Consider the following 24,259-nt stretch of genomic DNA (forward strand, 5'->3'; position numbering starts at 1 on the left):
GTCCTCCGACGGCGTTGTCGTCAATATGTTGCGAGCCGCAACATATTGAGCCACCGGTCGGTGACAAGCAATGTCCGATCGGACTGAACCGATCCAGCCCGGCTCAGGCGTCGGCGATGCGGTCCAGCCATTCGGCCATCAGGACGCGCTCGGCCGCGGTGAGGACGGTGGCGCCGTCGAGCCCGGCCCGCAGCGCGATCGCGCGCTCCGGCAGGTCCGAACCCGCCGGTTCGCCGCCGCCGGTCAGGATCCGGCTCAGCACCGTTTCGCGTGCGGTCGGCGACAACTCGGGGTCGCGGTCCGCCACCGGGGTCGCGATCAGGGACAGCACGACGCCCATGCCGGTCGCGTGCACCAGCCGAGCCGCGCGCTCGACGCTCACCCGGAGCCGCCCCGCCGCCGCGACGCGCTCGACGATGCCGTGCAGCATCGCCTCGGCCTCGCGGCCGGCGGGCGAGGTGCGGCCCGGGCGCGTGTCGCCGTACATGAGCACGTAGAACTCCGGACGGGACAGCCCGAATTCGATGTGCAGGTCCCAGCCGCGACGCAGGTCCTCCACCGCGTCGCCGGTCGAGCCCAGCGCGCGCTTGCTCGCCAGGTACTCGTCGAAACCGTACGCGGCGACGGCGTCGAGCAGGCCGTCCTTGTCGCCGAACAGCCGGTACAACGCGGGCGGCTGGACGCCGGCCGCGGCACTGACCGCGCGGGTCGACAGGCCGTCGCGCCCCTCCGCGGCCAGCAGCGCGGCCGCCGCCTGGAGGATCCGCTCACGGGTGTCCGCCGCCGTCTTCGTCACCATGGTTCCAATGGTAACAAAAGCTCGCTATCACTTGTTCGGTACGTGGTCCGCCGCGACTCGCCGGGCGAGGCGGCGGAGCAGGGGTGCCGCCTCGGCCATGCACCGCGCCGGATCCGGTTCCAGGTCGGTCAGCGCGTAGGCCGCGGAGATGCCCGCGGCGGCGAGGTCGCGCGCGGACAGCGCGCAGCGTCCGGACACCGCGACGCACGGGATGCCCTGGGCCGCCGCGGCGCGGGCCACCCCCGCCGGCGCCTTGCCGGAGAGGGTCTGCTCGTCGAGGGAACCCTCGCCGGTGACGACCAGCGAGGCTCCGGCCAGCGCCGCGTCGAAGCCGAGCAGGTCGAGGAGCAGCTCGATGCCGGGGCGCATCCGGGCGCCCAGCACGGCCATCGCGGCGAAGCCCACTCCCCCGGCCGCACCCGCACCCGGTCGTTCGGCGAAGGAAGGTCCGGCGATCGAGGCCCAGTGCCGCAGTGCGGCGTCCAGGATCTCGACGTCCGCCGCGGACGCACCCTTCTGCGGGCCGTAGACGGCAGCGGCCCCGCGCGGGCCGTACAGCGGATTGTCCACATCGCTCGCCAGCTCGATGTCCACTTCGGACAGTCCAGTTAGGTCCAGCAAGGCTAGCCGGGACAAAGCCGCACCGCCGGGCGGGAGTTCGCGCCCGGCGGCGTCCAGGAGCCGTGCACCCAGTGCGGTCAGCATCCCCGCGCCGCCGTCGGTGCAGGCGCTGCCGCCGACGCCGAGCACGATCCGGCGGCAGCCCGCCCGCACTGCGGCGGCGATGACGTCGCCGGTGCCCGCGCTCGACGCGGTGCGCGGTTGCGGGCCGCCGGGGAGCCGGTGCAGCCCGGACGCCTCGGCCAGTTCCACCACCGCGGTGTCCCCGCGGACCGCGTAGGACGCGGTGAGCGGCGCCCCGGTCGGCCCGCGGGCGGGCACCCGCACGCGGCGGAACCCGGCGGCGACGGCGGCGTCGACCGTGCCCTCGCCGCCGTCGGCCACCGGCAGCGTCGTCACCGCGGCTGCCGGGTGAACGTCGGCGAAGCCGGAAGCCACCGCCGACGCCACCTCGGCCGCGGTCAGCGACCCCTTGAACTTGTCCGGCGCGACCAGGACCTTCACGCGCTCGCCCGGTACGCCCGCCAGTCCCCGATCTCGGTGATGTCCCGCAGGGCGACGTGCGAGGTGTACGGCCGCCGCAGCAGCATCGCGAACGCCGAACTGCCGTCCGCCAGCTCCACCACGCCCAGCTCCAGCTCGTGCGGCTCGGACGGCAGCACCTTGTCCCGCAGGTCGTCCAGGGAGACGTCGTAGACCTCGCCGGTCACCGCCGCGCCGCCGTGCGACACCGGGTACAGCGCCGGGCACTGGTCGCCGACGGCGTAGAACCGGTACTTCGGCGCGGTTTCCGCCGTGGTCACGAAGGGCGAGCCGGCCAGGAGGTGGTGCAGCGGCTCGCCGCGCATGGCACCGCCGTTGAAGAACATCAGGGTCACGGGAACTCCTTACCGGAAGAGGGTTTCGACGCCGTCGATGGCGAAGTACCCGGCGAACACCAGCGCCAGCAGGGAAAGCAGCCACCCGGCCTCGCGCCACCGGCCGCGGCCGATCTTGATCAGCACGAACGCGATCAGGCCGGCCCCGACGCCGTTGGTGATCGAGTAGGTGAACGGGATCAGCGCCGCGGTGAGGAACACCGGGATCGTGTAGTCCGGGTCGTGCCACGGGATGGTGCGGCACTGCGCGACCATCATCCCGCCGATGACCACCAGCGCGGGCGCGGCGGCCTGCGCCGGGACGACCCCGGCGAGCGGCGTGAACAGCAGCGTGCCGGCGAACAGCAGCCCGGTGACGACGCTCGCCAGCCCGGTCCGCGCCCCCTCGCCCACGCCGGCCGCCGATTCGAGGAACACCGTGTTCGGCGACGAGCCGGTGACCCCGCCGGCGATCGCGCCCGCGCCGTCGACCAGCAGGATGCGGCCCATCCGCGGCACCTTGCCGTGCTGGGACAGACCGGCTTCGTCGGAAACGCTGGTGATCGTGCCCATCGCGTCGAAGAAGCCGGACAGCACCAGCGTGAACAGGAACACCGTGGCCGCGAGCGCTCCCGCCGAAGCGAAGCCGCCGAAGAGGTCGATGTGGCCGAAGAGCCCGAAGTCCGGGGCGGCGACGACGTGGTCGGGCAGGGCCGGGGTGGTCAGGCCCCAGCCGCCGACGCCGAACCCCTCGTGCAGCACGACGGCGAACACGGTGGCCACCCCGATGCTGATCAGCACCGCGCCCGGCACCTTGCGGGCCATCAGCACGATCATCAGCAGCAGGCCGAAGCAGAACACGACGATCGGCCACCCGTGCAGGTGCCCGCTCGCCCCGAGGCGCACCGGGACGGTCGTCTGCGCCGAGTCCGGCACCCGGGTCACGAATCCGGCGCTGACCAGCCCGACCAGGGCGATGTAGAGCCCGATGCCCACGGTGATCGCCATCTTCAGCGGCCGCGGGATGGCGTTCATGATCCGCTCGCGGACGCCGCTGACGGCCATCAGCACGATGCACACGCCTTCGAGCACGACCAGCCCGAACGCCTGCGGCCAGGTCATCGACGGCGCCATCTGGAAGGCGACGATGCCGTTGATGCCGAGCCCGGCGGCCAGCGCGAGCGGCGCGTTGCCGACGAGTCCCATGAGGACGGTCATCACGGCGGCGGACAGCGCGGTCGCGGTGGTCACCTGCGCGGCCGAGAGCCGGGCACCGGTGATGTCGGCGGAGGCGCCGAGGATGAGCGGGTTGAGGAGCACGATGTAGGCCATCGCGACGAACGTCGTGACGCCGCCGCGGACTTCGCGGCCGATCGTGGTCTGCCTGGTACGCAACTCGAAGAGCTTCTCGAGCAGCGAACGGCGTTGCGAGGGTACTTCGTCGACTACTGGGGTGGGGACTTCGGTCTGGGTCATGCGTCCTGCCCTTGCCGGTGGGTGTGCTCGGCCAGGGCCAGGCACCACGCCGTGCCTGGCCGAGCGGGACGTTCGATTCGGTTGTGCTCCGGTCAGCTGCTGACTTCGTGGGTCAGTAGTCGGTGCGGTCGGCCTTGTCGAGCCAGGCCGCGAAGGGGGCGAAACCGTCCTTCATGGACAGTCGGGTCACGGGTACCGTCCAGGTCTCGCGAGGACGGTCGAAGAGTTCGTAGAAGGCCCGGTCGTCGAACCCGGCCTTGGCCGCGTCGTCGCGGTCGGCGGTATACAAAATCCGGTCGACGCGCGCCCACAGCGCCGACGACAGGCACATCGGGCACGGCTCGCAGCTGGAGACGAGCACGCAGCCGTCCAGCTTGAACGTGCCGAGCGCCTGGCAGGCCGCGCGGATCGCGACCACCTCGGCGTGCGCGGTCGGATCCAGGTTCGCGGTGACGCGGTTGACGCCGGTCGCGACGACCTCGCCGTCCTGCACGACCAGCGCGCCGAACGGACCGCCGCCGTTCGCGACGTTGCGTTCGGCAATGCGGATGGCCTGGTCGAGCCACTCCTGCTCGACGGAAATCGACGTGGTCATCTCAGACTCCGGTGATGTGCTCGGGACGGATCGGGACGCGCGGCAGCTCGAGGCCGGTGGCCGCGCGGATGGCGTTGGCGATCGCGGGCGTGGCCGAGATCGTGGGTGGTTCGCCGACGCCGCGGACGCCGTAGGGCGCGTGCGGGTCGGGCCGTTCGAGGACGTCGACGCGCATCGGCGGCATGTCGAGGATGGTCGGGATGAGGTAGTCGGTGAACGACGGGTTCCGCACCTTCCCGTCCCGCACCAGGATCTCCTCCATCACGGCGAGGCCGAGGCCCTGCGCCGAGCCGCCCTGGATCTGGGCGACGACGGCGTCGGGGTTCATCGCCTTGCCTACGTCCTGGGCGCAGTCGAGCTGGACGACCTTGACCAGGCCGAGGTCCAGGTCGACGTCGACCACCGCACGGTGGGCCGAGAAGCCGTACTGGACGTGGGCGTCACCCTGCCCGGTTTCCGGATCGAGGGGGTAGGTCGGCCGGTGGTGGAACTCGCGGGTCTCCTCGATGGCCGTGTCGCCGAGTAGTTCGGCCAGGTCGGCGACGACTTCGCCGTCGGCCGCGACGACCTTGCCGCCGGCCAGGCTCATGCCTTCGGAGGCGATACCCAGGCGACTGTATACAGCATCCGCGACCGCGCGGCAGGCGTTGCGGACCGCGCCGCCGGTGACGTAGGTCTGGCGTGACGCCGAGCTCGAGCCAGCGTCCCCGACGCTCGTGTCGGCCGGGTGCACGCTCACCCGCGTCACGCCCAGCTCGGTGCGGGCGATCTGCTGCTGCAGCGTCACCAGCCCCTGCCCGACCTCCGCGGCGGCGGTGTGCACCATCGCCACCGGTTCGCCGCCGAGCACCTCCAGGCGGACCCGGGCGGTCGAGTAGTCGTCGAGCCCTTCGGCGTAGGAGATGTTCTTGATCGTGACGCCGTAGCCGACGCCACGGACGACACCTTCGCCGTGCGTGGTGTTGGACGCCCCGCCGGGCAGCTCGCGGATGTCCCGCTCGCCGGCGGGCTCGGGCGGCAGCGGCAGGTCGCGGACCCGCTGGACGAGTTCCGCCACCGGCGCCGGGAAGTCGACCACCTGCCCGGTGACCACAGTGGACCCTTCGCTCAGCGCGTTCCGGATCCGCAGTTCCGCGGGGTCCATGTCCAAAGCGGACGCCAGCTTGTCCATTTGGGACTCGTAGGCGTACGTCGGCTGCACCGCACCGAGCCCGCGCATCGCACCGCAGGTCGGGTTGTTCGTGTACACGCCCCAGCCCTCGATGTGCGCGTTCGGGACGTCGTAGGGGCCGACGCTCAGCGTGGTGCCGTTGCCGACCACGACCGGGGTCTTGGACGCGTACGCGCCGCCGTCGAAGTACAGCTTCGCGCGGACGTACACGAGCTTGCCGTCGCGGGTCGCGCCGTGCTCGTAGTACATCTTCGCCGGGTGCCGGTGGACGTGCCCGAAGAAGGACTCCAGCCGGTTGTAGCTCATCTTCACCGGACGGCCGGTGCGCAGCGCCAGCATGCACGAGTGGATCTGCATGGACAGGTCCTCGCGGCCGCCGAACGCGCCACCGACCCCCGACAGCGTCAGCCGGACCTTGTCGAGGGGCAGGCCCAGTGCCTTCGCCGTCTGCCGCTGGTCGACGTGCAGCCACTGGGTGGCCAGGTACAGGTCGACACCCCCGTCCTCGGCCGGCACCGCGAGCCCGGACTCCGGGCCGAGGAACGCCTGGTCCTGCATCCCGATCTCGTAGACACCGGAGACGACGACGTCCGCGGTCGCGTCCGGGTCGCCCTTGACGATCCGCTGGTGGCGGACCAGGTTCCCGCCCGGGTGCAACTTCGGCAGGGTGTTGTCGTGCGCGGCCCGCTCCGGGTCGGTGATCGGCTCGAGGACGTCGTACTCGACGACGATCTCCTTGAGCGCCTGCCGCGCGATCTCCGGGTGGTCGGCGGCCAGGACGGCGATCGGCTCACCCTGGTAGCGGACGAGGTCCGCGGCCAGCGCCGGGGTGTCCTGGTACTTCAGGCCGTAGACGTTCTCCCCCGGTACGTCCTCGTGGGTCAGCACCGCGTGCACGCCCGGCTGGGCCAGCGCGCGGGAGACGTCGAGGCGGACGATCCGGGCGTGCGGGTGCGGGCTGCGCAGCGTGGCGCCCCACAGCATGTCCTCGTGCCACAGGTCCGAGGAATAGGCGAACTCGCCGCGGACCTTGAGCGTGCCGTCCGGGCGCAGCGGGCTCTCGCCGATGCCGCCCGCGATCGTGTCGTGCAGCTCCTGCGGGGACCGGGCCGGGGCGCTCATCGGACGGCCTTCTTCGCGGCCGCGTCGCGGACGGCGTCCAAGATCTTCTCGTAACCGGTGCAGCGGCAGAGGTTCCCGGCGAGAGCCTCGCGGATCTCGACGTCGCTCGGGTCCGGGACGCGCCCGATCAGGTCGTGCGCGGCGACCAGCAGGCCGGGTGTGCAGAACCCGCACTGGACGGCACCGCGCTCGACGAACGCCTCCTGCACCGGGTCGAGGGCTTCCCCGTCGGCCAGCCCCTCGACCGTCACGACCTCGCGGCCCTCGGCCTGCCCGGCCGCAACCAGGCACGCACACGCCGGGACACCGTCGAGGTAGACCGTGCACGAACCGCATTCGCCCTGCTCGCAGGCGTTCTTCGAGCCCGGCAGGCCGAGCCGCTCGCGCAGCACGTAGAGCAGGCTTTCGCCTTCCCAGACGTTGTCCGCCCGGCGGTGTTCGCCGTTGACGGTGACGTTCACGCGCACTTCGCGCTCCCTTCGCAGTATTCGGTCCAGGCCCAGGTCAGCGTCCGTCTCGCCATCACACCGAGCGCGTGCCGCCGGTAGGCCGCGCTCCCCCGGACGTCGTCGATCGGTGACGCGGCCGCGGCCACCAGGTCGCCGAAGCGGCGCTTCACCGAGTCGGTCACCGGCCGGCGCGACTCCCAGTCCAGCTCGGCGGCCAGGAACTCCTCGGCGTCGAGGGCCCGGCGCGGAGTCGGCGCGGCCGAGCCGACTCCGGTGCCGACCCGCTGCTCCGCCGGGTGCAGAGCCAGCCCGAACGCGGCGACCGCGATGACCATGGCGTTGCGGGTGCCGATCTTGCTGAACTGCTGGGGCCCGGTGGCCGGTCGCAGGAGCACGGCCGTGATCAGCTCGTCCGGCGCCAGGACGTTCCGCTTGACGCCCACGTAGAAGTCCTTCGCCGCGACGACCCGGGTGCCGCGGACCGACGCGATTTCGACCTCCGCCTCCGCCGCGAGCAACGCCGGGTGGGAGTCACCCGCCGGCGAAGCCGCGCCCAGATTGCCGCCCACGGACCCGCGGTTGCGGATCTGCGGGGACCCGACGGTCCGCGCGGCCATCGCCAGCCCGGGCAGCTGCGTGCCCAGTTCGGCGATGATCCGGGTGTAGGGCACGGCCGCGCCGAGCCGGATCCGGCCGCCGTCGGTGCCGTGCTCGTGCAGCTCGGGCACGCGCCCGAGGTCGAGGAGCGACTCCGGGCGGCGGTGGTCGAAGTTGAGCTCGACCATCACGTCCGTGCCGCCGGCGATCGGGACCGCACCGGGGTTCGCGGCGCGCGCGGCGAGCGCGTCGGCCAGCGAGGCGGGTCGGAGGAATTCCACTGTGGACGTCCTTTCGGGGCTGCTTCGGCAAGAAGTACACACGCTGAGCTGTGGCCGGGACCACGGCAAAACCCCTGAAAGACGGGTGAATTTCGAGCCCGCGTTTGTACTTTCCGACAACCGCCTTCGTGCGCGCGCGGAAAGGCCGCCGTACGAGGTCAGGATCCCGTACAGCGGCCGTGGTCACGCGAGCGGTCGTGAGTGGTAAGGCGAGTTAGAACTCGCCTTACCACTCACGAGCGTCAGCAGGGTTCGAACTCGCGGACGGTGTCGAGCGCGGCCCCCATGGCGGCGTTGCCTTCGCGCTCGATCATGATCTCCACCAGGACCGGGCGGCTGGTGCGCTCGGCCTCCTTGCGCGCCCACTCCAGCGACGTGCGGATCTCCCCCGGCTCGTGCACCCGGGTCCCGGAGCAGCCGTAGGCCTCCATGATCTTCACGTTGTCCGTGCCGATCGCGTCGTAGTGGATGTCGACCTCGAAGTTCATCTCGTAGCCGGTCTCGGCCTGCCGGATCAGCCCGAGGTACTCGTTGTTCAGCATGATCAGCACGAACCCGACGTCGTACTGGGCGGCCACCGCCAGCTCCTCGACCAGGAACTGGAACGAGTAGTCGCCGACCACGCCGACGACTTCGGCTTCGGGGCGCGCCTTCTTCACCCCGATCGCGGCCGGGATCTCCCAGCCGAGCGGGCCGGCCTGGCCGCACACCTGGTAGTGCCGTGGCTTGTGCGCCTTCTGGAACTGACCCGACCAGATCTGGTACAGCCCGATCGCGGTGACGAAGTAGGTGTCATCGCCGAAGGTTTCGTTGATCTCCTTGAACACCCGCGGCGCCTTGATCGGCAGGCTGTCGAAGTCGTCCCGCCGCGGCAGTGCCTCCTTCAGCTCCCCGATCCGGGCGACCCAGTCCCGGCGCGGCCGCGGCTCGCGTTCCGCGGCGGCCGCCAGCAGTGCGTCGAGGAACTCGCGCGTGTCCGAGACGATCCCGAGGTCGGGGCCGAACACCTTGCCCAGCTGGGTGGGCTCGATGTCGACGTGGATGAACTTCCGCTCGCCGCGGTACACCGACAGCTCGCCGGTGTGCCGGTCGCCGAACCGGGCGCCCAGCGCCAGCACCAGGTCGGCCTCCAGGAAGGCCGCGTTGGCCCAGCGCTGGGACGTCTGGATGCCGGCCATCCCGGCGAACAGCTCGTGGTCCTCGGGGAAGCTGCCCTTGCCCATCAGCGTCACCTGGACGGGCACGCCGAAGCGCTCGGCCGCGGCCCGCAGCTGCTCGCTCGCCTCGCCGAGGACGACTCCGCCGCCGGCCAGGATCAGCGGGCGTTCGGCGGCCAGCAGCAGGTCGAGGGCCCGCTCGACCCGCGCGGGCGCCGGGGTCACCCGGGTCACCGGCAGCGGCGAGTCGATCGAGGAATCCCACTCGATGTCCTGTTTCTGGACGTCGATCGGCAGGTCGATGAGGACCGGTCCGGGCCGGCCCGAGCGGGCGACCCGGAACGCCTCGCGGAAGATCCACGGCAGCTGAGCGGCTTCCTTGACCTGCACCGCCCACTTCGTCACCGGCTTGGCGATCTCGACGATGTCGACGGCCTGGAACGCCTCCTGGTGCAGCTTCGTCGTCGCCGCCTGGCCGGTGATGCAGATCATCGGGATCGAGTCCGCGTGCGCGGTGTAGAGCCCGGTGATCATGTTGGTCCCGGCCGGCCCGGACGTGCCGATGGCGACGCCGACGTTGCCGTTCGTCCTGGCCCAGCCGTCGGCCATGTGCGTCGCGCCTTCTTCGTGGCGGACGATCAGGTGCTCGATCGCCCGGCCTTGTAGGGCGTTATACAGCGGGAGGATGGCGGCGCCGGGGCAGCCGAAGACGGTGTCGACGCCTTCGCTTTCCAGGACGTCGACGACGGCCTGCATCGCGGGGATCCGGGGCATGTCACACCTCCGCCGGGACGCGGCCCGACAACTGTTCGACGACCTTGAGCAAGGCCGAGTGGTCCAGGGAGCCGTACCCCATGGCACGGCCGGCGGCGACGAGCTGGGCGACCAGCCCGGTCAGCGGGAGCGCGACGTCGGCCTGCCGGGCGGCGGCCAGCGCGATCCCCATGTCCTTGTGGTGCAGGTCGATCCGGAAGCCGGGCGCGAACCGGCGGTCCACCATGGACTGCCGCTTGAGCTCGAGGATCCGGCTGCCCGCGAGGCCGCCGGCGAGCACGTCGAGGCCCGTGGCGGCGTCCACACCGGACGCTTCCAGCAGCACGATCGCCTCGGCGACCAGGCCGTAGATCCCGCCGACGACGAGCTGGTTCGCGGCCTTGACGACCTGGCCGGCACCGTGCGGGCCGACGTGCACGATCGTCTTCCCGAGCGCGTCCAGCACCGGTTTCGCGGCCGCGAAGTCCGCCTCGTCACCGCCGACCATGATGGACAGTGACGCCTGCTCGGCCCCGGTCTGCCCACCCGAGACGGGCGCGTCGAGCACGCGGACCTTCTTGTCCCGCGCGGCTTCGGCGACGGCGATCGACGTCTCGGGCCGGATGGTGCTCATGTCGATGAGCAACGTGCCGGGCTCGGCGGTGTCGAGCACCCCACCGGCGGCCAGCACGACCGCCTCGACCTGCGGGTGGTTCGGCAGCATCGTGATCACGACGTCCGCACCGGCCACCGCGTCGGCGACCCCGCTCGCCGCGCGGCCGCCCACGGCCTGCAGCTTCTCCCCCGCGGCGGGGTGGACGTCGTAGCCGCCGACGTCGTGGCCGGCCGCGACCAAGTGCGCGGCCATCGGGGCGCCCATCACGCCCAGTCCGATGAATCCCAGTTTCATGCTCGTCCCCTTCGGGTGATCGGCAGCCAGTCCAGCGACGTGACGGTGTCGGGCTCCGGGACGTACTCGATCCCGACGAACCCCGCGTACCCCGCCTGCTGCAGCTTCGCGAGGTACCCGTCGATGTCGAGGGAGCCGGTGCCGGGCTGGTGGCGCCCGGGCGCGTCGGCGATCTGCACGTGCCCGATCCGCGGTGTGTGCACCGTGACCAGGGCGTCGAGGTCGTCCCCGTTGACTGCCAGATGGTAGAGGTCGGCCAGCAGCCGCACGTTGCCGCGCCCGAGGTCGTCGAGCACGGCCACGGCGTCCGCGGCGGTCTTGAGCGGATAGCGGTCCGCGCCGGAAAGCGGTTCGAGCACCAGTTGCGCGCCGATCCGCGCGGCGGCGTCGGCGGCCTTGTCCAGGTGCACGCGGGCCAGGTCGTCCTGCTTGGCCGGGTCCTCGCCGTCGAGCCGGTTGCCGTAGAGGGCGTTGAAGCTGCGGCAGCCGGTGCGTTCGGCGATCGCGAGGGCGACGGCGAGGCTGTCGGCGAACTCGGTCTCGCGGCCGGGCCAGCTCACCAGGCCCCGCTCCCCCGCGGCCATGTCGCCGGCGAAGAAGTTCAGGCCCCGCAACCGGACGCCGTCGAGGCCGGCCACGAAGGCGTCCACCTCGTCGCGCGCGGGGACCGCGGTGTCGAACGGCCACCAGAACTCCACGTCGGTGAACCCGGCGTCCCGCGCGGCGGCGGCCCGCTCGAGCAGGGGCACCTCCTTGAACAGGATCGACAGGTTGGCGACGTACGGCAGGGAGTGACCTTCAGGCATCGCGACCTCGAATTTCGCTATCCGGAATTTTTCTTTCGCATATCGAGAATAGCTGCTGACCTGCGATGCGGTCAACGCTCGGTCGCTACGCTCGTTCCGGACCGCAGGGGGAAGACATGACCGGAGAACGGGCCCGCATCCTCGAGCAGCTCGAACGGGCGGCCGCCGACCCGCGGCTGCGCGAGACGTTCGGCGCGGGCGCCCACCACTTCCGGCTGAACCCGGCCTTGCCCGAGCACGAGGTTTCGGCTTTCGAGGCGGCGCACGGCATCCGGCTGCCCGAGAGCTACCGCACGTTCCTGCTCGAAGTCGGCGACGGTGGCGCGGGTCCGGGCTACGGACTGCTCCGGCTCGCCGACGCCTACGCGGAAGTGTCGGACTCGTTCCCCGGCCACCTCCGCGTACCGAGCCCGTTCCGGCCGGGCCGGTGGTTCGAGAACGGCTGGTGGGACGGCTTCTGGGGACCGGATGACCGGCCCGACCCGGTCCAGGGCACGCTCGCGGTCGTCCACCACGGCTGCACCGGGTACACGCACCTCGTCGTTTCCGGCCCGGGCCGCGGCCGGCTGGTCAACCTCGACCTCAACGGCGTGCCCGCCCCGTACGTGCTGGAAGACGAAGACTTCCTCGCGTGGTACCACCGCTGGCTCGACGAGCTGCTGGCCGGGTGCTCCGTGTCGGAGTTCGGCCACAAGCTTCCCGGCGGCGAAGACACCTTGCTCGCGGTCCTCGCCGGGGACCCGGATCCGCGACGGCGGGCCAAGGCCGCGGCATCGGTGGCCTTCCTGCCCTCGGCCGGTCCCGCGGCGGCCACGGCGTTCGCGGCCGCGGCCGCCGACCCGGACGCCCGGGTGCGTGCGGCAGCACTCGCGGCCGCCCGGGCGGTGAAAGCGGCGGTGGCACCGGCCGCCCGCGCGGCCATGGCCGACCCCGAACCCGCCGTTCGCGCCGAGGCGATCCGCGCCCTCGCCGCGCTCGCCACTGCGGATCTCGCCGGCCGGGCCAGGGAGCTCCTCGCCGACCCCGATCCCGACGTGGTCTGGCACGCGATGCGAGCGTTGACCGCGTCCGGGGAACTCCTCGTCACCGACCTGGCGCCGCTGCTCACCCGGCCCGAACCGAGCACCCGCACGGCCGCCGTCTGGCACCTCATCGACGCCGGTGGCGAGGCGAAGGCGCTGCTGGAGCCGGCCTTGGACGACGAGGACGCCCACGTCCGGATCCACGCCGTGCAGGCCGTGCAGCGCCGGGACGAACGTTCCCTGCGCACGGCGCTGCGCCGCCGCCGAGCCGTCGAAGAGCACCCGACCGTGCTGATCAACCTCGATCGCGTGCTGGCTGCGTGGTCCTAACGGTTCTGGACGTGCTGCCAGCCGAAGCGGCCCTTGATGCACAGGTTCCCGTGCGTCACCGAGCTTTCGTGCGGTGAGGTCACCTTCACGATCTCGTTGTCCTGGACGTGCAGCGTCAGAGTGCACCCGACACCGCAGAACGTGCAGACGGTCGTGGTCTGCTGCTGGCGGGCCTCGTCCCAGGTGCCGTCTTCGCGCTTGTCGTACTCGCGCTTGAAGCTCAGCGCGCCGGTCGGGCAGACCTCGACGCAGTTGCCGCAGTACACGCAGGCACTGTCCGGCAACGGATTCGAGAACTCCGTCGAGATCCGCGCGTCGAAACCGCGACCGGCCACGGTGATCGCGAACGAGTTCTGCCACTGCTCGCCGCACGCGTCGACGCACTTGTAGCAGAGGATGCACTTGCCGTAGTCACGGACGTACAGTTCATTGTCCACAATGGCCGGCTGGGCGACGGTGGCCGCGTCCGGGCCGAACCGGCCGGGATCGGCGCCGGACTCCGCGAGCCATTCCGCGACGCCCGGCGTCGTCGAAAGGTCGGTGGCCGACGCCAGGAGCTCGAGGACCACCTTGCGGCTCGTGCGCGTGCGCGCGGAATCGGTGTGCACCACCATCCCCGGCTCGGCCCGGCGGGAGCACGACGGCACCAGCGTCCGGGATCCCTCGACCTCGACCATGCAGACCCGGCAGGCGTTCGCCGGTTCCAGGGTGTCGCCGTAGCAGAGGGTCGGGATCGCCTTCCCGGCCGCGGTGCACGCGTCGAGGATGGTCGATCCTTCGGGGACGCGGACGGTCTCGCCGTCCACGGTGAACTCGACCAGCCGGCGCGGGATACCGATGTCCACAATGGTCATTGCAGGGCTCCCAGCCGGTCGATGGCGGATTCGATGGCGTTCCAGGCGGTCTGGCCGAGGCCGCAGATCGACGAGTCGCGCATGACCCCGCCCAGTTCCCGGAGCAGCGGCCGTTCCTCGGAGCCGGCGGACAGGACCCGCCGGATCGCCTCCTCCTGGCGCACGGTGCCGATCCGGCAGGGGACGCACTGGCCGCACGACTCGTCGCGGAAGAACTCCGCGATCCGCAGCAGGAACCCGCCGAGGTCGGCGCGGTCGTCCAGCACCAGGACGACCCCCGAGCCGAGCGTGGTCCCGGCCGCCCGCGCGTCCTCGAACGTGAGCGGCAGATCCAGCTCGTCCGGGCGGACGAACCCGCCCGCCGCGCCGCCGAGCAGGATCGCCCGCAGCGAGTGGCCCTCCGGCACTCCCCCGGCCATGGCGAGCAGCTCACGCAGCGTCGTTCCGAACGGTACTTCGTAGACACCGGGCCGTTCGACATTCCCGGAGAGACAGAACAGCTTCGGGCCGGCTGAGCCCTCGGTGCCGATCGCCCGGTACGCGGCGGCGCCTTCGGTGAGGATCAGCGGGACGTTGACCAGTGTCTCGACGTTGTTCACCACGGTCGGCTTGCCGAACAGCCCCTGCTCGACCGGGAACGGCGGTTTCGTGCGGGGCTCGCCGCGGAAGCCCTCGATGGAGTTGAAGATCGCGGTCTCCTCACCGCAGATGTAGGCGCCCGCGCCGCGCCGGATCTCGATGTCGAACGAGAACCCTTCGTGCCCCATGACGTCGACGCCGAGGAACCCGCGCTCCCGTGCCACGCCGATCGCGTTCCGCAGCAGCCGCAGCGCCCGCGGGTATTCGCCGCGCAGGTAGACGTACCCCTGGCGGGCGCCGATCGCGAACGCCGCGATCGTCATCGCCTCGACCAGCGCGAACGGGTCGCCTTCGAGCAGCACGCGGTCCTTGAACGTGCCGGGTTCGCTCTCGTCGGCGTTGCACACCAGGTAGTGCGGCGCGGCGGGTTGCGCGGCCGTGGCCGCCCACTTGCGCCCGGTCGGGAACGCGGCCCCGCCGCGGCCGAGCAGTCCGGAGTCGGTGACTTCGCGGATCACCGCGGCCTGCCCCATCCGGAAGGCGTTGCGCAACGCGGCGTATCCGCCGGTGGCGCGGTAGGCGTCCAAACTGGACGGATCGACCACCCCGGCCCGGCGCAGCAGCCGCACCCCCTCCTTCTGGTGGATCACCGGCGGCGGACCGTCTCCCGCGGGCGGGCGCCCGGCGGCGAGGACGGCCGACGCGCCGGTCGCCGGAGCGAGCAGTTCGGTGGTGGGCGGGTCGCCGGCCTGGAACGTCAGCGCCGCGGGGGCGCGTTCGCAGACGCCGAGGCACGGGCTGCGCAGCCACGTGACCCCGCCGCGCGCCTTCCCCGCGGCGCCGACGTGCTCGGTGAGCACATCGCAGACAGTATCCGCACCGCTGAGCCGGCAGGCCAGGTCGGTGCACACGTGCACGACCCGCTCCGGGCGCTCCTCCAGCGCGAACAGCGAGTAGAAACTCGCCACGCCGTACCCGTCGGCGGGCGGCACGTGCAGCGTCTCGCAGATGAGGTTCAGCGCGCCCTGGCTGATCCAGCCGACCCGGTCGTTGACCGCGTGCAGCGCGGGCAGCAGCTGGTCGCGGCCGCCGCCGGCGAACCCGGCGACCGCCTCCCGTTCCTCGTGCGACGCCACGGCGTCCAGCAGCTTGAGGTCCACCGTCACACCGCCAGCTTGTCGACGCGGATGGCCGCGGCCTTGTACTCGGCCGTCCCGGCGATCGGGCAGGTGGCCTCGATCGTGATGACGTTGACGTCGACCTCGTCCGGGAAGTGGAAGGTCATGAACGCCAGCCCGGGTTTCAGGCCCTTGTCCAGCCGCACCGGCGCGACGATCTCGCCGCGCCGCGAGGAGATCCGGACCAGTTCGCCGGGCTCGACGGCGAGCGACCGGGCGTCCTCCGGGCACAGGTCGAGGGTCTCGCCCTGCCGCAGCGGGGACGGGAACCCGCCGGACTGGACGCCGGTGTTGTAGGAGTCCAGGCGCCGTCCGGTGGTGAGCCGGATCGGGAACTCGTCGGTGAGCAGGTCGACCGGCGGGCTGTGCTCGATGACCGTGAACGGCGCCGGGCGGCCGCGCTCGGCCGGGTCGGCTGCCCACAGGCGGCCGTGCAGGAACGTCGGTTCGAGGGTGTCTTCGGCGTAGCACGGCCACTGGATGCCGCCGAGTTCCTCGAGCCGGGCGTAGGACATCCCGGCGTGCATCGGCGACAGCGAACGCAGCTCGTCCCAGACCTCTTCGCCGCCGGTGTAGTGCCAGTCGTGGCCGAGCCGCCGGGCCAGTTCCGACAGCAGCTCGATGTCGTCGCGGGCGCCCTCGGGCGGTTCGAGGGCCTTGCGGACGCGCTGCACCCGGCGTTCGGAGTTGGTGAACGTGCCGTCGCTCTCGCACCAGGCCGCGGTCGCCGGCAGCACGACATCGGCCAGCTGCGCGGTCTTGGTCAGGAAGATGTCCTGCACGATCAGGTGATCCACAGTGGACAGCCGCTTGATCGTGTGCTCGCAGTCCGCTTCGGACTGGACTGGGTTCTCGCCGATGACGTACACGCAGGTCAGGTCGCCGCGTTCCATCGCGTCGAGCATCTGGGTCAGGTTGAGGCCCTGGCGCGGCGGGATCGCCGAGCCCCACGCCGTGTCGAACTTCGCGCGGACGTCCGCGTCGAGGACGTCCTGGAAACCCGGGAGCCGGTCCGGGATGGCCCCCATGTCGCCGCCGCCCTGGACGTTGTTCTGCCCGCGCAGCGGGTTCAGCCCGGCGCCGTAGCGGCCGACCTGCCCGGTCAGCAGCGCCAGGTTGATCAGCGCGAGCACGTTGTCGGTGCCGTTGTGGTGCTCGGTGATGCCGAGGGTCCAGGACAGCTGGGCGCGGTCGGCGCGGGCGTAGGCGTGGGCGAGCTCGCGGATCAGCCCGGCCGGCACACCGGTGGTCTGCTCCGCGGCTTCGAGGGTCCACGGCTCGACCGACGCGGCGAACTCGGCGAACCCCTCGGTGGCCCGCTCGACGAACGTCGTGTTCGCCAGTCCCGAGTGGATGATCTCCCGCGCGATGGCGTGGGCCAGCGGGATGTCGGCGCCGACTTCGAGCTGCAGCAGCCGGTGCGCCCAGCTCCCGGTGCTGGTCCGCCGTGGGTCGACGACGAAGAGCTTCGCTCCCTTGTGGACGGCTTTGAGGACGTGGTGGAAGAAGATCGGGTGCGCCTCGCGGGGGTTGCCGCCCCAGATCACGATGACGTCGGCGTCCTCGATCTCCTGGTAGGACGATGTGCCGCCGCCGCTGCCGAACACGCGGGCCAGCCCGGCGACGCTGGGTGCGTGGCAGGTGCGGTTGCACGAGTCGACGTTGTTCGTGCCGATCACCGCGCGGGCGAACTTCTGCGCGGCGAAGTTCATCTCGTTGGTCGCGCGGGCGCACGAGAACATGCCGAACGCCTCGGGCCCGCGGGTCTCCAGGGTCCGGCGGATCCCGGCGGCGGCTCGGTCGAGGGCTTCCGCCCAGGTCGCCGGGCGCAGCACGCCGGAATCGCGCACCAGTGGCCGGGTGAGCCGGACGTACGGCTCGGTCTTCCTGCGCTTCACTCCGAACCTCCGGTCAGTGCGATCCGACGGGGACTTTGCTGGTGTGGTCGAGCAGGGAAACGGCGGCGTGGACGTACCGCAGCGCGGGCGCGGGCACGCCGGTGAGCCCGGCCAGCTCGACGACCGCGCCGATGATCGCGTCGATCTCGAGGGGCTTGCCGGCTTCCAGGTCCTGCAGCATCGACGTCTTGTGGTGGCCGACGCGCCAGGCGCCGTCGATGCGCTTCTCGACCGAGACACCCGGGTCGCTGCCCGCGGCGCGGGCGATCGCCAGGGTTTCGGTCATCATGGTGGCGACGAGCTCGCGGGTGTCGTCGTGCTCGCACATCTGGGCCATGGTCGCCCGGGTCAGCGCCGAGAGCGGGTTGAAGGCGACGTTGCCCATCAGCTTGATCCAGATGTCGTCGCGCAGCGCGGGTTCGACCGGCGCCTTGAGGCCACCGGCGATCAGCGCCGCGCTCAGCACCTTGGCCCGTGCCGAGATCTCGCCGTCCGGCTCGCCGAGGGAGAACCGGGTGCCTTCCAGGTGCCGGATGAGGCCCGGCTCCTCGATCACCGTCGAGCAGTAGACGACGCAGCCGATCGCCCGCCGGAGCCCGAGCACCGCGGTCACCGCACCGCCGGGGTCGACGGTCTCGACCCGGCGTCCTTCGAGCGGATGTCCGCGCAGGCCGTGGAAGTACCACCACGGGATGCCGTTCTGGGCGGCCACGACCGCCGTCTCGGGGCCGAGCAGCGGGGCCAGCAAGGGGCCGCTGCTCGCGTAGGAGTTGGCTTTCAGGCCGAGGAACACGTAGTCGACCTCGCCCACCTCGGCGGGGTCGTCGGTGACGTGGGGGTGCGCGGTGAAGTCACCGCGCGGGCTGAGCACGCGGACGCCGCGTTCGCGCATCGCGGCGAGGTGGGCCCGGCGGGCGATCAGGTGCACCTCGGTCCCGCCGCGGTGCAGCGCGGCCCCGACGTAGGCGCCGATCGCGCCGGCCCCGAGAACAGCCACCTTCATGATGTGCCTCCCTGGTCGCTCGATTGCATACAGTATCCTGGATTCGGGATGGAGGCCAGAGTGTCCTGGTCAGCGACCACCCCGGCTTCCCGACCGGGTGAGCTTTCGGGATTTTGCATACCAAAACCTGTATCCTGGGTGCGATCGTCCCTTCCACTCGACTTCGAGGTGTCCCGTGAGCCAGCCCGTTCCCCCGCTCCCCGGCCGCGGCCCGACCGGCCGCCGCACGGCCAAGGGCTCGCTCAGCTCGACCGCCGCCAAGCGCGTCGAACGGCCGGCCCCGCTGCGCCAGGTCGTCTACGAGGCCCTCGCCGAGCTGATCATCAACCGCACCCTCGAACCCGGCCAGCACCTGGTCGAAGCCGACCTCGCCGAATACCTCGGCGTGAGCCGGCAGCCCGTCCGCGAAGCCCTGCAGCGGCTGCAGAGCGAAGGCTGGGTCGACCTCCGCCCCGCCCAGGGCGCCTTCGTGCACCTGCCCACCGACGAGGAGGCCGACCAGCTGCTGAGCGTCCGCAGCGTGCTGGAGACGCACTCGGCGAAGCTCGCCGCCGGCAACGCGAAGGCGGAAGACGTCTTCCACCTGCACCACCTGCAGCAGATCGGCCTCAAGGCACTGGCCAAACAGGACACCGAAGGCCTGGTCGCGGCCAATGCCGCGCTCCACGCGTTCATCACCGAGCTCTCCGGCAACGCCGTGCTCGCGGAGCTGATCGGCCTGGTCGACCGCCGCGTCCGCTGGTACTACACCCCGATCGCCCGGCCCCGCGGGCGCGACGCCTGGAACGAGCACGAAGAGCTGATCCGGGCCATCTCCGCCCAGGACGCCGACGCGGCCGAGAAGATCATGGCGAAGCACACCGAACGGACCCGCCAGGCCTACCACGAACGTCCGGCTGAGCCGTCCGGGACCGAGCCCCACACCCCGCCGGGGGGCAAGTCCCCGGACCCCCGGCGGGGGTGAGCGCCGCTGAACCCCCGGCCAGGTGGGCCCTGGCCGGGTGAACACCGCCTCACCGGCGAGGTTAACCGCCGGCGGCGGCGGACGGGCGCGTCACCAGCTCGGTTTCGGCGAGCTGGTGGCGCGGCCGGCCCGGCTGGCGCAGGAACAGCGTCAGCACGGCCGAAAGGACCGCGATGCACCCGGCCAGGACGTACGCGCCGGTGTAGCCCCACGCGCTGATCACCCCGGCGGCGAGCCCGCCGCCACCGACGCCGCCGACCAGTTTCGCGCTGTAGACCAGGCCGTAGTTCGACGCGTTGTTGTTTTCGCCGAAGTAGTCCGGCACGAGCGCCGCGAACAGCGGGTAGAACGCGCCGCCGCCGAACCCGGTCAGGAACGCGAACACCATGAACAGCACCAGGTTGTGCGTGTTGCCGGCATACAGCACACCGAACTGGGCGCCGCCGGCGATCAGCAGCACGATCGTCAGCGTCTGCCGGCGCCCGAGCTTGTCCGACGCCCAGCCGACGACCGCGCGGCCGGTACCGTTCACGATGGCCAGCACACCGGCCGAAGAGGCCGCGACGAACGCGCCGAAGTGGCTCTCCTTGGCGAACGGCACCTGGAAGTTGATGCCGAACAGCGACACCCCGCCGATGATCACCAGGCACACCCACATCAGCGGGAGCATGCCGGTCCGGATCGCCTCCACCGGCGTGAACTGGCGGACCGCGGGCGGGTTCTTGGCCAGGCTCTGCACCCCCACCTTGCCCTTCGCCCACGAGATCGGGTCGACCTCCGCCGGCCACCAGCTCTTCGGCGGGTCCTTGAACAGGAACCCGCAGACGCCGACGACGACCAGCATGTAGAGGCCGATGCCGTCCAGCACCCCGGTCACGTTCTCGTGCCCGAGGAACGCGCTGAACAGGTAGATGAACGGCACCGAGCCGTAGGCGAACCCGCCGTTGACGAACCCGGTCCGCGCGCCGCGCTTCTCCGGGTACCACTTGCCGACCATGTTGATGCACGTTGCGTACACGAGCCCGGCGCCGGTGCCACCGAGGACCGAGTACCCGATGAACGCCAGCGTCAGGTTCCCGCTGTGCGCGATGGTGAAGTAGCCGATTCCGCTGAACAGGGCGCCGAACAGCATCGCCGTCTTCGCCGAGACGACGTTGCGCTCCCGGAGCCGCCCCGCCGGGAAAGCGACGCCGGCCTGGAACACCGCCCAGATGCTGGCCAGCCAGAACGCGTCCGACAGCGTCCAGCCGTACTTCTCTTCCAGAGTGCCCTCGACGGCACCCCAGCCGTACTCGAAGACGCTGACCGCCATCATGGCGATCCAGGGCAGCCAGACCATCCAGCTGCGTGAGCGGCCCATGATGTCGTGCGGGGACTCGCCCACCCGGTAGACTCTTCCGTTCTCGTCAACGATCTCCTGATAAGTGGCTGCGGTCATGACAGTTCTCCTTCGTCACCGTTGACTCAGGTTCGAAAGCAGGCCGGCGGCCCGCGCCCAGCGGTACTTCGCGCCGAGCACCGCCACGGGCTTCTCGGTGGTGTACGGGTACGCGACGACGCCGCGGTCGTACAAGTAGTCGCTCGCCTCCTCGACTTCGACGTCGCCGGACAGGGACGCGACGACGGGCTTGTGGATCCCCTTCGCGCGGAACTCCTCGGCCACGTCGGCGACGAGCTCCGCGAACACCATCGGCGGGGTGACGATGGTGTGCCAGTAGCCGAGGACCAGGGCGTGGATCCGGTCGTCCCCGAGCCCCAGCGCGATCGTGTTGCGGTAGGTCGACGGCGGCTCGCCGCCGGTGATGTCGACCGGGTTGCCCGCCGCGCCGAAGGGCGGGATGAACGCCCGGAACGCCGTGTCGAGGTCCGGCGGGATCTCCATCAGGCCGAGCCCGTTGTCGACGCAGGCGTCCGACAGGAGCACGCCGGAGCCGCCGGCGCCGGTGATGATGACGACGTTCTCGCCCCGCGGCGTCGGCAGCAGCGGGATGCCGCGGGCGTACTCGAGCATGTCGTTCAGCCCGGGCGCCCGGATCACGCCGCTCTGGCGGAAGATGTCGTCGTAGACCCGGTCGTCGCCGGCGAGCGCGCCGGTGTGCGAGCCGGCCGCCTTGGCGCCCTGGGACGTCCGCCCGGCCTTGAGCACGACGACCGGCTTGTGCTTCGACACCCGTTTCGCCGTTTCCGCGAACGCCCGCCCGTCCTTGAGGTCCTCCAGGTGCATCGCGACGAGCCGGGTGTGCTCGTCCTCTTCGAAGAAGGTGAGCAGGTCGTCCTCGTCGATGTCGGCCTTGTTGCCGACGCCGACGATCGAGGAGACGCCCATCTTCGCCGACCGGCTGAAGCCGAGGATGGCCATCCCGATGCCGCCGCTCTGCGATGACAGGGCGACGCCACCCTTGACGTCATACGGTGTACAGAATGTCGCCGACAGGTTTTCCGGCGTGTAGTAGTAGCCGTAGATGTTCGGGCCGAGGATGCGCACGCCGTGCTTGCGGGCGATCGCGACGACCTCGTCCTGCAGGTCGGTGTTGCCGGTCTCGCCGAAGCCGGACGGGATGAGGATCGCGCCCGCCACGCCCTTCTTGCCGGCCTCCTCCAGTGCCGCGGGGACGAACTTCGCCGGGATGGCGAACACCGCCACGTCGACGTCGCCGGGCACGTCGGCGATGCTCGGGTAGGCCTTGCGGTCGAGGATTTCGGCGGCCTTGGGGTTGATCGGGTGGATCTCGCCCGCGTACCCGCCGTCGACCAGGTTCTTCATGACCGAGTTGCCGATCTTCCCGGGCTCGGCCGACGCGCCGATCACCGCGACCGCCGCCGGTTTCATGATCCGGTTCATCGAAGCGAGGATCTCCTCCTGGGTGAACCTGACCGGCTCCTGCGCCGCGTCCGGGTCGAGCAGGATCCGGACGTCGACCGCGGTGGCCCCGCGTGGCGTGGCGAGCACCGGGTTGAGGTCCACTTCGGACAGCTGCGGGAAGTCGGTGACCAGCTCGCCGAGGCCGGTGATCACGGCGGCGAGCGCGTCGCGGTCGACGGGATCCGATCCGCGGACACCCCGCAGGATTTCGGCCGCTTGGATACCGTCGACCATCGACAGTGCGTCTTCGGTCGACGTCGGTGCGAGGCGGAAGGTGACGTCCTTGAGCACCTCGACCAGGACGCCGCCGAGGCCGAACGCGACGATCTTGCCGAAGGTCGGGTCGGTGACCGAGCCGATGATCACCTCCTGGCCTTCGGTGAGCATCTGCTGCACCTGGACGCCGAGGATCTTCGCGTCGGCGTCGTAGGTCCGGGCATTGTCAACGATCTGCGTGAACCCCGCGGATACCGCATCCACGTCGGTCAGCCCGACGAGCACGCCCCCGGCCTCGGTCTTGTGCAGGATGTCCGGGGAGACGATCTTGAGCACCACCGGCAGCCCGATGGCTTCGGCGTGCGCCACGGCCTCCTCGGCCGTGGTGGCCAGCTGCTCGGCCGGGGTCGGGATACCGTAGGCCTCGCAGACCGCACGCCCCTCGGGCGCGGTCAGCGATGACCGGCCCTCGGCGGCCGCCCGTTCCAGGATCTTCCCGACCGCCGCGCGATCCGCCACGTCAGATCACCCCCGCCGCGCGGAACTTGTCGAGCTCCGCTTCGCTGTAGCCGAGTTCGGCCAGCACCTCGTCGTTGTGCTCGCCGAGCAGCGGCGATCGTTCGATCTCCACCGGCGAGTCGGACAGCTTCAGCGGGCAGCCGACGGTCTTGAAGGTGCCGCGCTCGGGGTGCGGGACCTCGACCACCGAGCCGAGCTCGGCCAGCGTCTCGTCCTCGATCAGCTCCTTCGTGGACAGGATCGGGCCGCACGGGATGTTGCCGGCGTTGAGCTTCTCCAGCACCTCCCACTTGGTGTGCTTCTCGGTCCACTCCTCGACGAGCGCGAACATCTTGTCCAGTTTGGACAGCCGGACCTCGGGCGTGGCCCACGCCGGGTCGTCGGCCAGCTCGGCCTTGCCGATCAGCCGCGCCAGCGGCGCCCAGCCGGGTGGCTGCACGATCACGTAGATGTAGTCGTTCGGCCCGCCGGGCGCGCACTTCACCGCCCAGCCGGGCTGCCCGCCGCCGGAGGCGTTGCCCGAACGCGGGACCTCGTCGCCGAACTGGTCGTTCGGGTACTCCCCCAGCGGGCCGTGCGCCAGGCGCTGCTGGTCACGCAGCTTGACGCGGCACAGGTTGAGCACGGCGTCCTGCATGGCGACCTGGACGCGCTGGCCGCGGCCGGTGGAGGTCCGCTGGTACAGCGCCGCGAGGATGGCGGCCACGAGGTGGATGCCGGTGCCGGAGTCGCCGATCTGCGCGCCGGTCGCGGTGGGCGGCCCGTCCTCGAAGCCGGTGGTGCTCATGGCGCCGCCCATGGCCTGCGCGATCACCTCGTACGCCTTGAAGTCCGCGTACCGGCCGGGGCCGAACCCCTTGATGGAAGCGTAGATCAGCCGCGGGTTGAGCGCGGCGAGCTTCTCCCAGGGGTAGCCGAACCGGTCGACGACACCCGGGCCGAAGTTCTCCACCAGGACGTCCACTCCGGACACGAGCTTTTCGAAGACGCCCTTGCCTTCCTCGCTCTTCATGTTGAGCGTGATGCTGCGCTTGTTGGCGTTAAGCATCGTGAAGTAGAGGCTGTCGACGCCGGGCAGGTCGCGCAGCTGCCCGCGGGTGATGTCGCCGCGCCCGGGCGTCTCCAGTTTGATCACGTCCGCGCCGAGCCAGGCGAGCAGCTGCGTCGACGACGGACCGGACTGCACGTGCGTCATGTCGAGGACGCGGACGCCCTCCAGTGCCTTACCCATGCCTTGGC

20 protein-coding genes are annotated in these 24,259 nt (G+C 71.2%); 2 read left to right on the forward strand and 18 right to left on the reverse strand.

Features of this window, described 5'->3' with window-relative positions; all coding sequences use genetic code 11:
* Nucleotides 1-103: 103 nt before the first annotated feature.
* The 11 genes from OO60_RS03190 to OO60_RS03240 all read right to left on the reverse strand — a co-directional run bounded on the left by OO60_RS03190 (nt 104) and on the right by OO60_RS03240 (nt 11,594).
* Nucleotides 104-799 (reverse strand): TetR/AcrR family transcriptional regulator, encoded by a 696-nt coding sequence (locus OO60_RS03190; protein ID WP_004561771.1) that lies wholly within the window; start codon nt 797-799, stop codon nt 104-106.
* A 27-nt stretch (nt 800-826) separates the two neighbouring features.
* Nucleotides 827-1,924: a glycerate kinase gene (locus OO60_RS03195; RefSeq protein WP_033260733.1), complete on the reverse strand. Its 1,098-nt coding sequence runs from the start codon at nt 1,922-1,924 to the stop codon at nt 827-829.
* Nucleotides 1,921-2,298 carry an allophanate hydrolase-related protein gene (locus tag OO60_RS03200; protein ID WP_003055188.1) on the reverse strand — a complete coding sequence of 126 codons (378 nt, stop codon included), beginning with the start codon at nt 2,296-2,298 and terminating at the stop codon, nt 1,921-1,923. The genes OO60_RS03195 and OO60_RS03200 overlap by 4 nt, the downstream gene beginning before the upstream one ends.
* Before the next feature lie 9 nt (nt 2,299-2,307).
* The gene (locus OO60_RS03205; protein WP_003055186.1) at nt 2,308-3,753 is read right to left on the reverse strand and encodes an NCS2 family permease; all 1,446 of its coding nucleotides are present in this window, start codon (nt 3,751-3,753) and stop codon (nt 2,308-2,310) included.
* A 112-nt stretch (nt 3,754-3,865) separates the two neighbouring features.
* The gene (locus OO60_RS03210; RefSeq protein WP_003055184.1) at nt 3,866-4,348 is read right to left on the reverse strand and encodes a nucleoside deaminase; all 483 of its coding nucleotides are present in this window, start codon (nt 4,346-4,348) and stop codon (nt 3,866-3,868) included.
* Between the two features lies 1 nt (nt 4,349).
* Nucleotides 4,350-6,641 (reverse strand): xanthine dehydrogenase subunit D, encoded by a 2,292-nt coding sequence (gene pucD, locus OO60_RS03215; RefSeq protein WP_003055182.1) that lies wholly within the window; start codon nt 6,639-6,641, stop codon nt 4,350-4,352.
* Nucleotides 6,638-7,108, reverse strand: coding sequence for a (2Fe-2S)-binding protein (locus OO60_RS03220; RefSeq protein WP_003055180.1), 471 nt, complete (start codon nt 7,106-7,108; stop codon nt 6,638-6,640). The genes pucD and OO60_RS03220 overlap by 4 nt, the downstream gene beginning before the upstream one ends.
* Nucleotides 7,099-7,968, reverse strand: a complete 870-nt coding sequence (locus OO60_RS03225) for an FAD binding domain-containing protein (RefSeq protein ID WP_033260734.1) — start codon at nt 7,966-7,968, stop codon at nt 7,099-7,101. The genes OO60_RS03220 and OO60_RS03225 overlap by 10 nt, the downstream gene beginning before the upstream one ends.
* A 242-nt stretch (nt 7,969-8,210) precedes the next feature.
* Entirely contained in the window at nt 8,211-9,899 is a 1,689-nt protein-coding gene (gene gcl, locus OO60_RS03230; protein ID WP_003055174.1) for a glyoxylate carboligase, read from the reverse strand.
* Between the two features lies 1 nt (nt 9,900).
* Nucleotides 9,901-10,788 (reverse strand): 2-hydroxy-3-oxopropionate reductase, encoded by an 888-nt coding sequence (locus OO60_RS03235; protein ID WP_003055171.1) that lies wholly within the window; start codon nt 10,786-10,788, stop codon nt 9,901-9,903.
* Nucleotides 10,785-11,594 carry a hydroxypyruvate isomerase family protein gene (locus OO60_RS03240; protein ID WP_003055169.1) on the reverse strand — a complete coding sequence of 270 codons (810 nt, stop codon included), beginning with the start codon at nt 11,592-11,594 and terminating at the stop codon, nt 10,785-10,787. The genes OO60_RS03235 and OO60_RS03240 overlap by 4 nt, the downstream gene beginning before the upstream one ends.
* Nucleotides 11,595-11,710: 116 nt before the next feature.
* On the opposite strand from OO60_RS03240, the gene OO60_RS44900 reads away from it, so the two are divergent.
* Nucleotides 11,711-12,946 carry an SMI1/KNR4 family protein gene (locus OO60_RS44900; protein ID WP_051767624.1) on the forward strand — a complete coding sequence of 412 codons (1,236 nt, stop codon included), beginning with the start codon at nt 11,711-11,713 and terminating at the stop codon, nt 12,944-12,946.
* Here the strand turns inward: OO60_RS44900 and OO60_RS03250 are convergent.
* The 4 genes from OO60_RS03250 to OO60_RS03265 are packed head-to-tail and all read right to left on the reverse strand — an operon-like array spanning nt 12,943 to nt 18,458.
* Nucleotides 12,943-13,800 (reverse strand): 2Fe-2S iron-sulfur cluster-binding protein, encoded by an 858-nt coding sequence (locus tag OO60_RS03250; protein WP_004562337.1) that lies wholly within the window; start codon nt 13,798-13,800, stop codon nt 12,943-12,945. The genes OO60_RS44900 and OO60_RS03250 overlap by 4 nt on opposite strands.
* The gene (locus OO60_RS03255; protein WP_033260735.1) at nt 13,797-15,539 is read right to left on the reverse strand and encodes an NAD(P)H-dependent oxidoreductase subunit E; all 1,743 of its coding nucleotides are present in this window, start codon (nt 15,537-15,539) and stop codon (nt 13,797-13,799) included. Before OO60_RS03255 ends, OO60_RS03250 begins: the two co-directional genes overlap by 4 nt.
* A gap of 2 nt (nt 15,540-15,541) precedes the next feature.
* Entirely contained in the window at nt 15,542-17,455 is a 1,914-nt protein-coding gene (locus OO60_RS03260; RefSeq protein ID WP_004562335.1) for a molybdopterin oxidoreductase family protein, read from the reverse strand.
* Between the two features lie 13 nt (nt 17,456-17,468).
* Nucleotides 17,469-18,458, reverse strand: a complete 990-nt coding sequence (locus OO60_RS03265) for a 2-dehydropantoate 2-reductase (RefSeq protein WP_004562334.1) — start codon at nt 18,456-18,458, stop codon at nt 17,469-17,471.
* A 175-nt stretch (nt 18,459-18,633) separates the two neighbouring features.
* On the opposite strand from OO60_RS03265, the gene OO60_RS03270 reads away from it, so the two are divergent.
* The gene (locus OO60_RS03270) at nt 18,634-19,422 is read left to right on the forward strand and encodes a GntR family transcriptional regulator (RefSeq protein WP_004562333.1); all 789 of its coding nucleotides are present in this window, start codon (nt 18,634-18,636) and stop codon (nt 19,420-19,422) included.
* Between the two features lie 61 nt (nt 19,423-19,483).
* Here the strand turns inward: OO60_RS03270 and OO60_RS03275 are convergent, their stop codons facing one another.
* The 3 genes from OO60_RS03275 to frc are packed head-to-tail and all read right to left on the reverse strand — an operon-like array spanning nt 19,484 to nt 24,251.
* Nucleotides 19,484-20,860 carry an OFA family MFS transporter gene (locus OO60_RS03275; RefSeq protein WP_033260736.1) on the reverse strand — a complete coding sequence of 459 codons (1,377 nt, stop codon included), beginning with the start codon at nt 20,858-20,860 and terminating at the stop codon, nt 19,484-19,486.
* A gap of 15 nt (nt 20,861-20,875) precedes the next feature.
* Complete coding sequence (locus OO60_RS03280) at nt 20,876-23,020, reverse strand: acetate--CoA ligase family protein (RefSeq protein ID WP_004562331.1); 2,145 nt, start codon at nt 23,018-23,020, stop codon at nt 20,876-20,878.
* Nucleotide 23,021: 1 nt separating this feature from the next.
* Nucleotides 23,022-24,251, reverse strand: coding sequence for a formyl-CoA transferase (frc, locus tag OO60_RS03285; RefSeq protein WP_004562330.1), 1,230 nt, complete (start codon nt 24,249-24,251; stop codon nt 23,022-23,024).
* Nucleotides 24,252-24,259 lie beyond the last annotated feature (8 nt).

It is taken from the genome of Amycolatopsis vancoresmycina, from assembly GCF_000716785.1.
Lineage (GTDB): Bacteria > Actinomycetota > Actinomycetes > Mycobacteriales > Pseudonocardiaceae > Amycolatopsis > Amycolatopsis vancoresmycina.

Coding starts and splice junctions, on each gene's coding strand:
- OO60_RS03190 (WP_004561771.1), bottom strand. CDS start 799: ATGGTGACGAAGACGGCGGCGGACACCCGTGAGCGGATCCTCCAGGCG.
- OO60_RS03205 (WP_003055186.1), bottom strand. CDS start 3,753: ATGACCCAGACCGAAGTCCCCACCCCAGTAGTCGACGAAGTACCCTCG.
- OO60_RS03210 (WP_003055184.1), bottom strand. CDS start 4,348: ATGACCACGTCGATTTCCGTCGAGCAGGAGTGGCTCGACCAGGCCATC.
- pucD (WP_003055182.1), bottom strand. CDS start 6,641: ATGAGCGCCCCGGCCCGGTCCCCGCAGGAGCTGCACGACACGATCGCG.
- gcl (WP_003055174.1), bottom strand. CDS start 9,899: ATGCCCCGGATCCCCGCGATGCAGGCCGTCGTCGACGTCCTGGAAAGC.
- OO60_RS03235 (WP_003055171.1), bottom strand. CDS start 10,788: ATGAAACTGGGATTCATCGGACTGGGCGTGATGGGCGCCCCGATGGCC.
- OO60_RS03240 (WP_003055169.1), bottom strand. CDS start 11,594: ATGCCTGAAGGTCACTCCCTGCCGTACGTCGCCAACCTGTCGATCCTG.
- OO60_RS44900 (WP_051767624.1), top strand. CDS start 11,711: ATGACCGGAGAACGGGCCCGCATCCTCGAGCAGCTCGAACGGGCGGCC.
- OO60_RS03250 (WP_004562337.1), bottom strand. CDS start 13,800: ATGACCATTGTGGACATCGGTATCCCGCGCCGGCTGGTCGAGTTCACC.
- OO60_RS03265 (WP_004562334.1), bottom strand. CDS start 18,458: ATGAAGGTGGCTGTTCTCGGGGCCGGCGCGATCGGCGCCTACGTCGGG.
- OO60_RS03275 (WP_033260736.1), bottom strand. CDS start 20,860: ATGACCGCAGCCACTTATCAGGAGATCGTTGACGAGAACGGAAGAGTC.
- frc (WP_004562330.1), bottom strand. CDS start 24,251: ATGGGTAAGGCACTGGAGGGCGTCCGCGTCCTCGACATGACGCACGTG.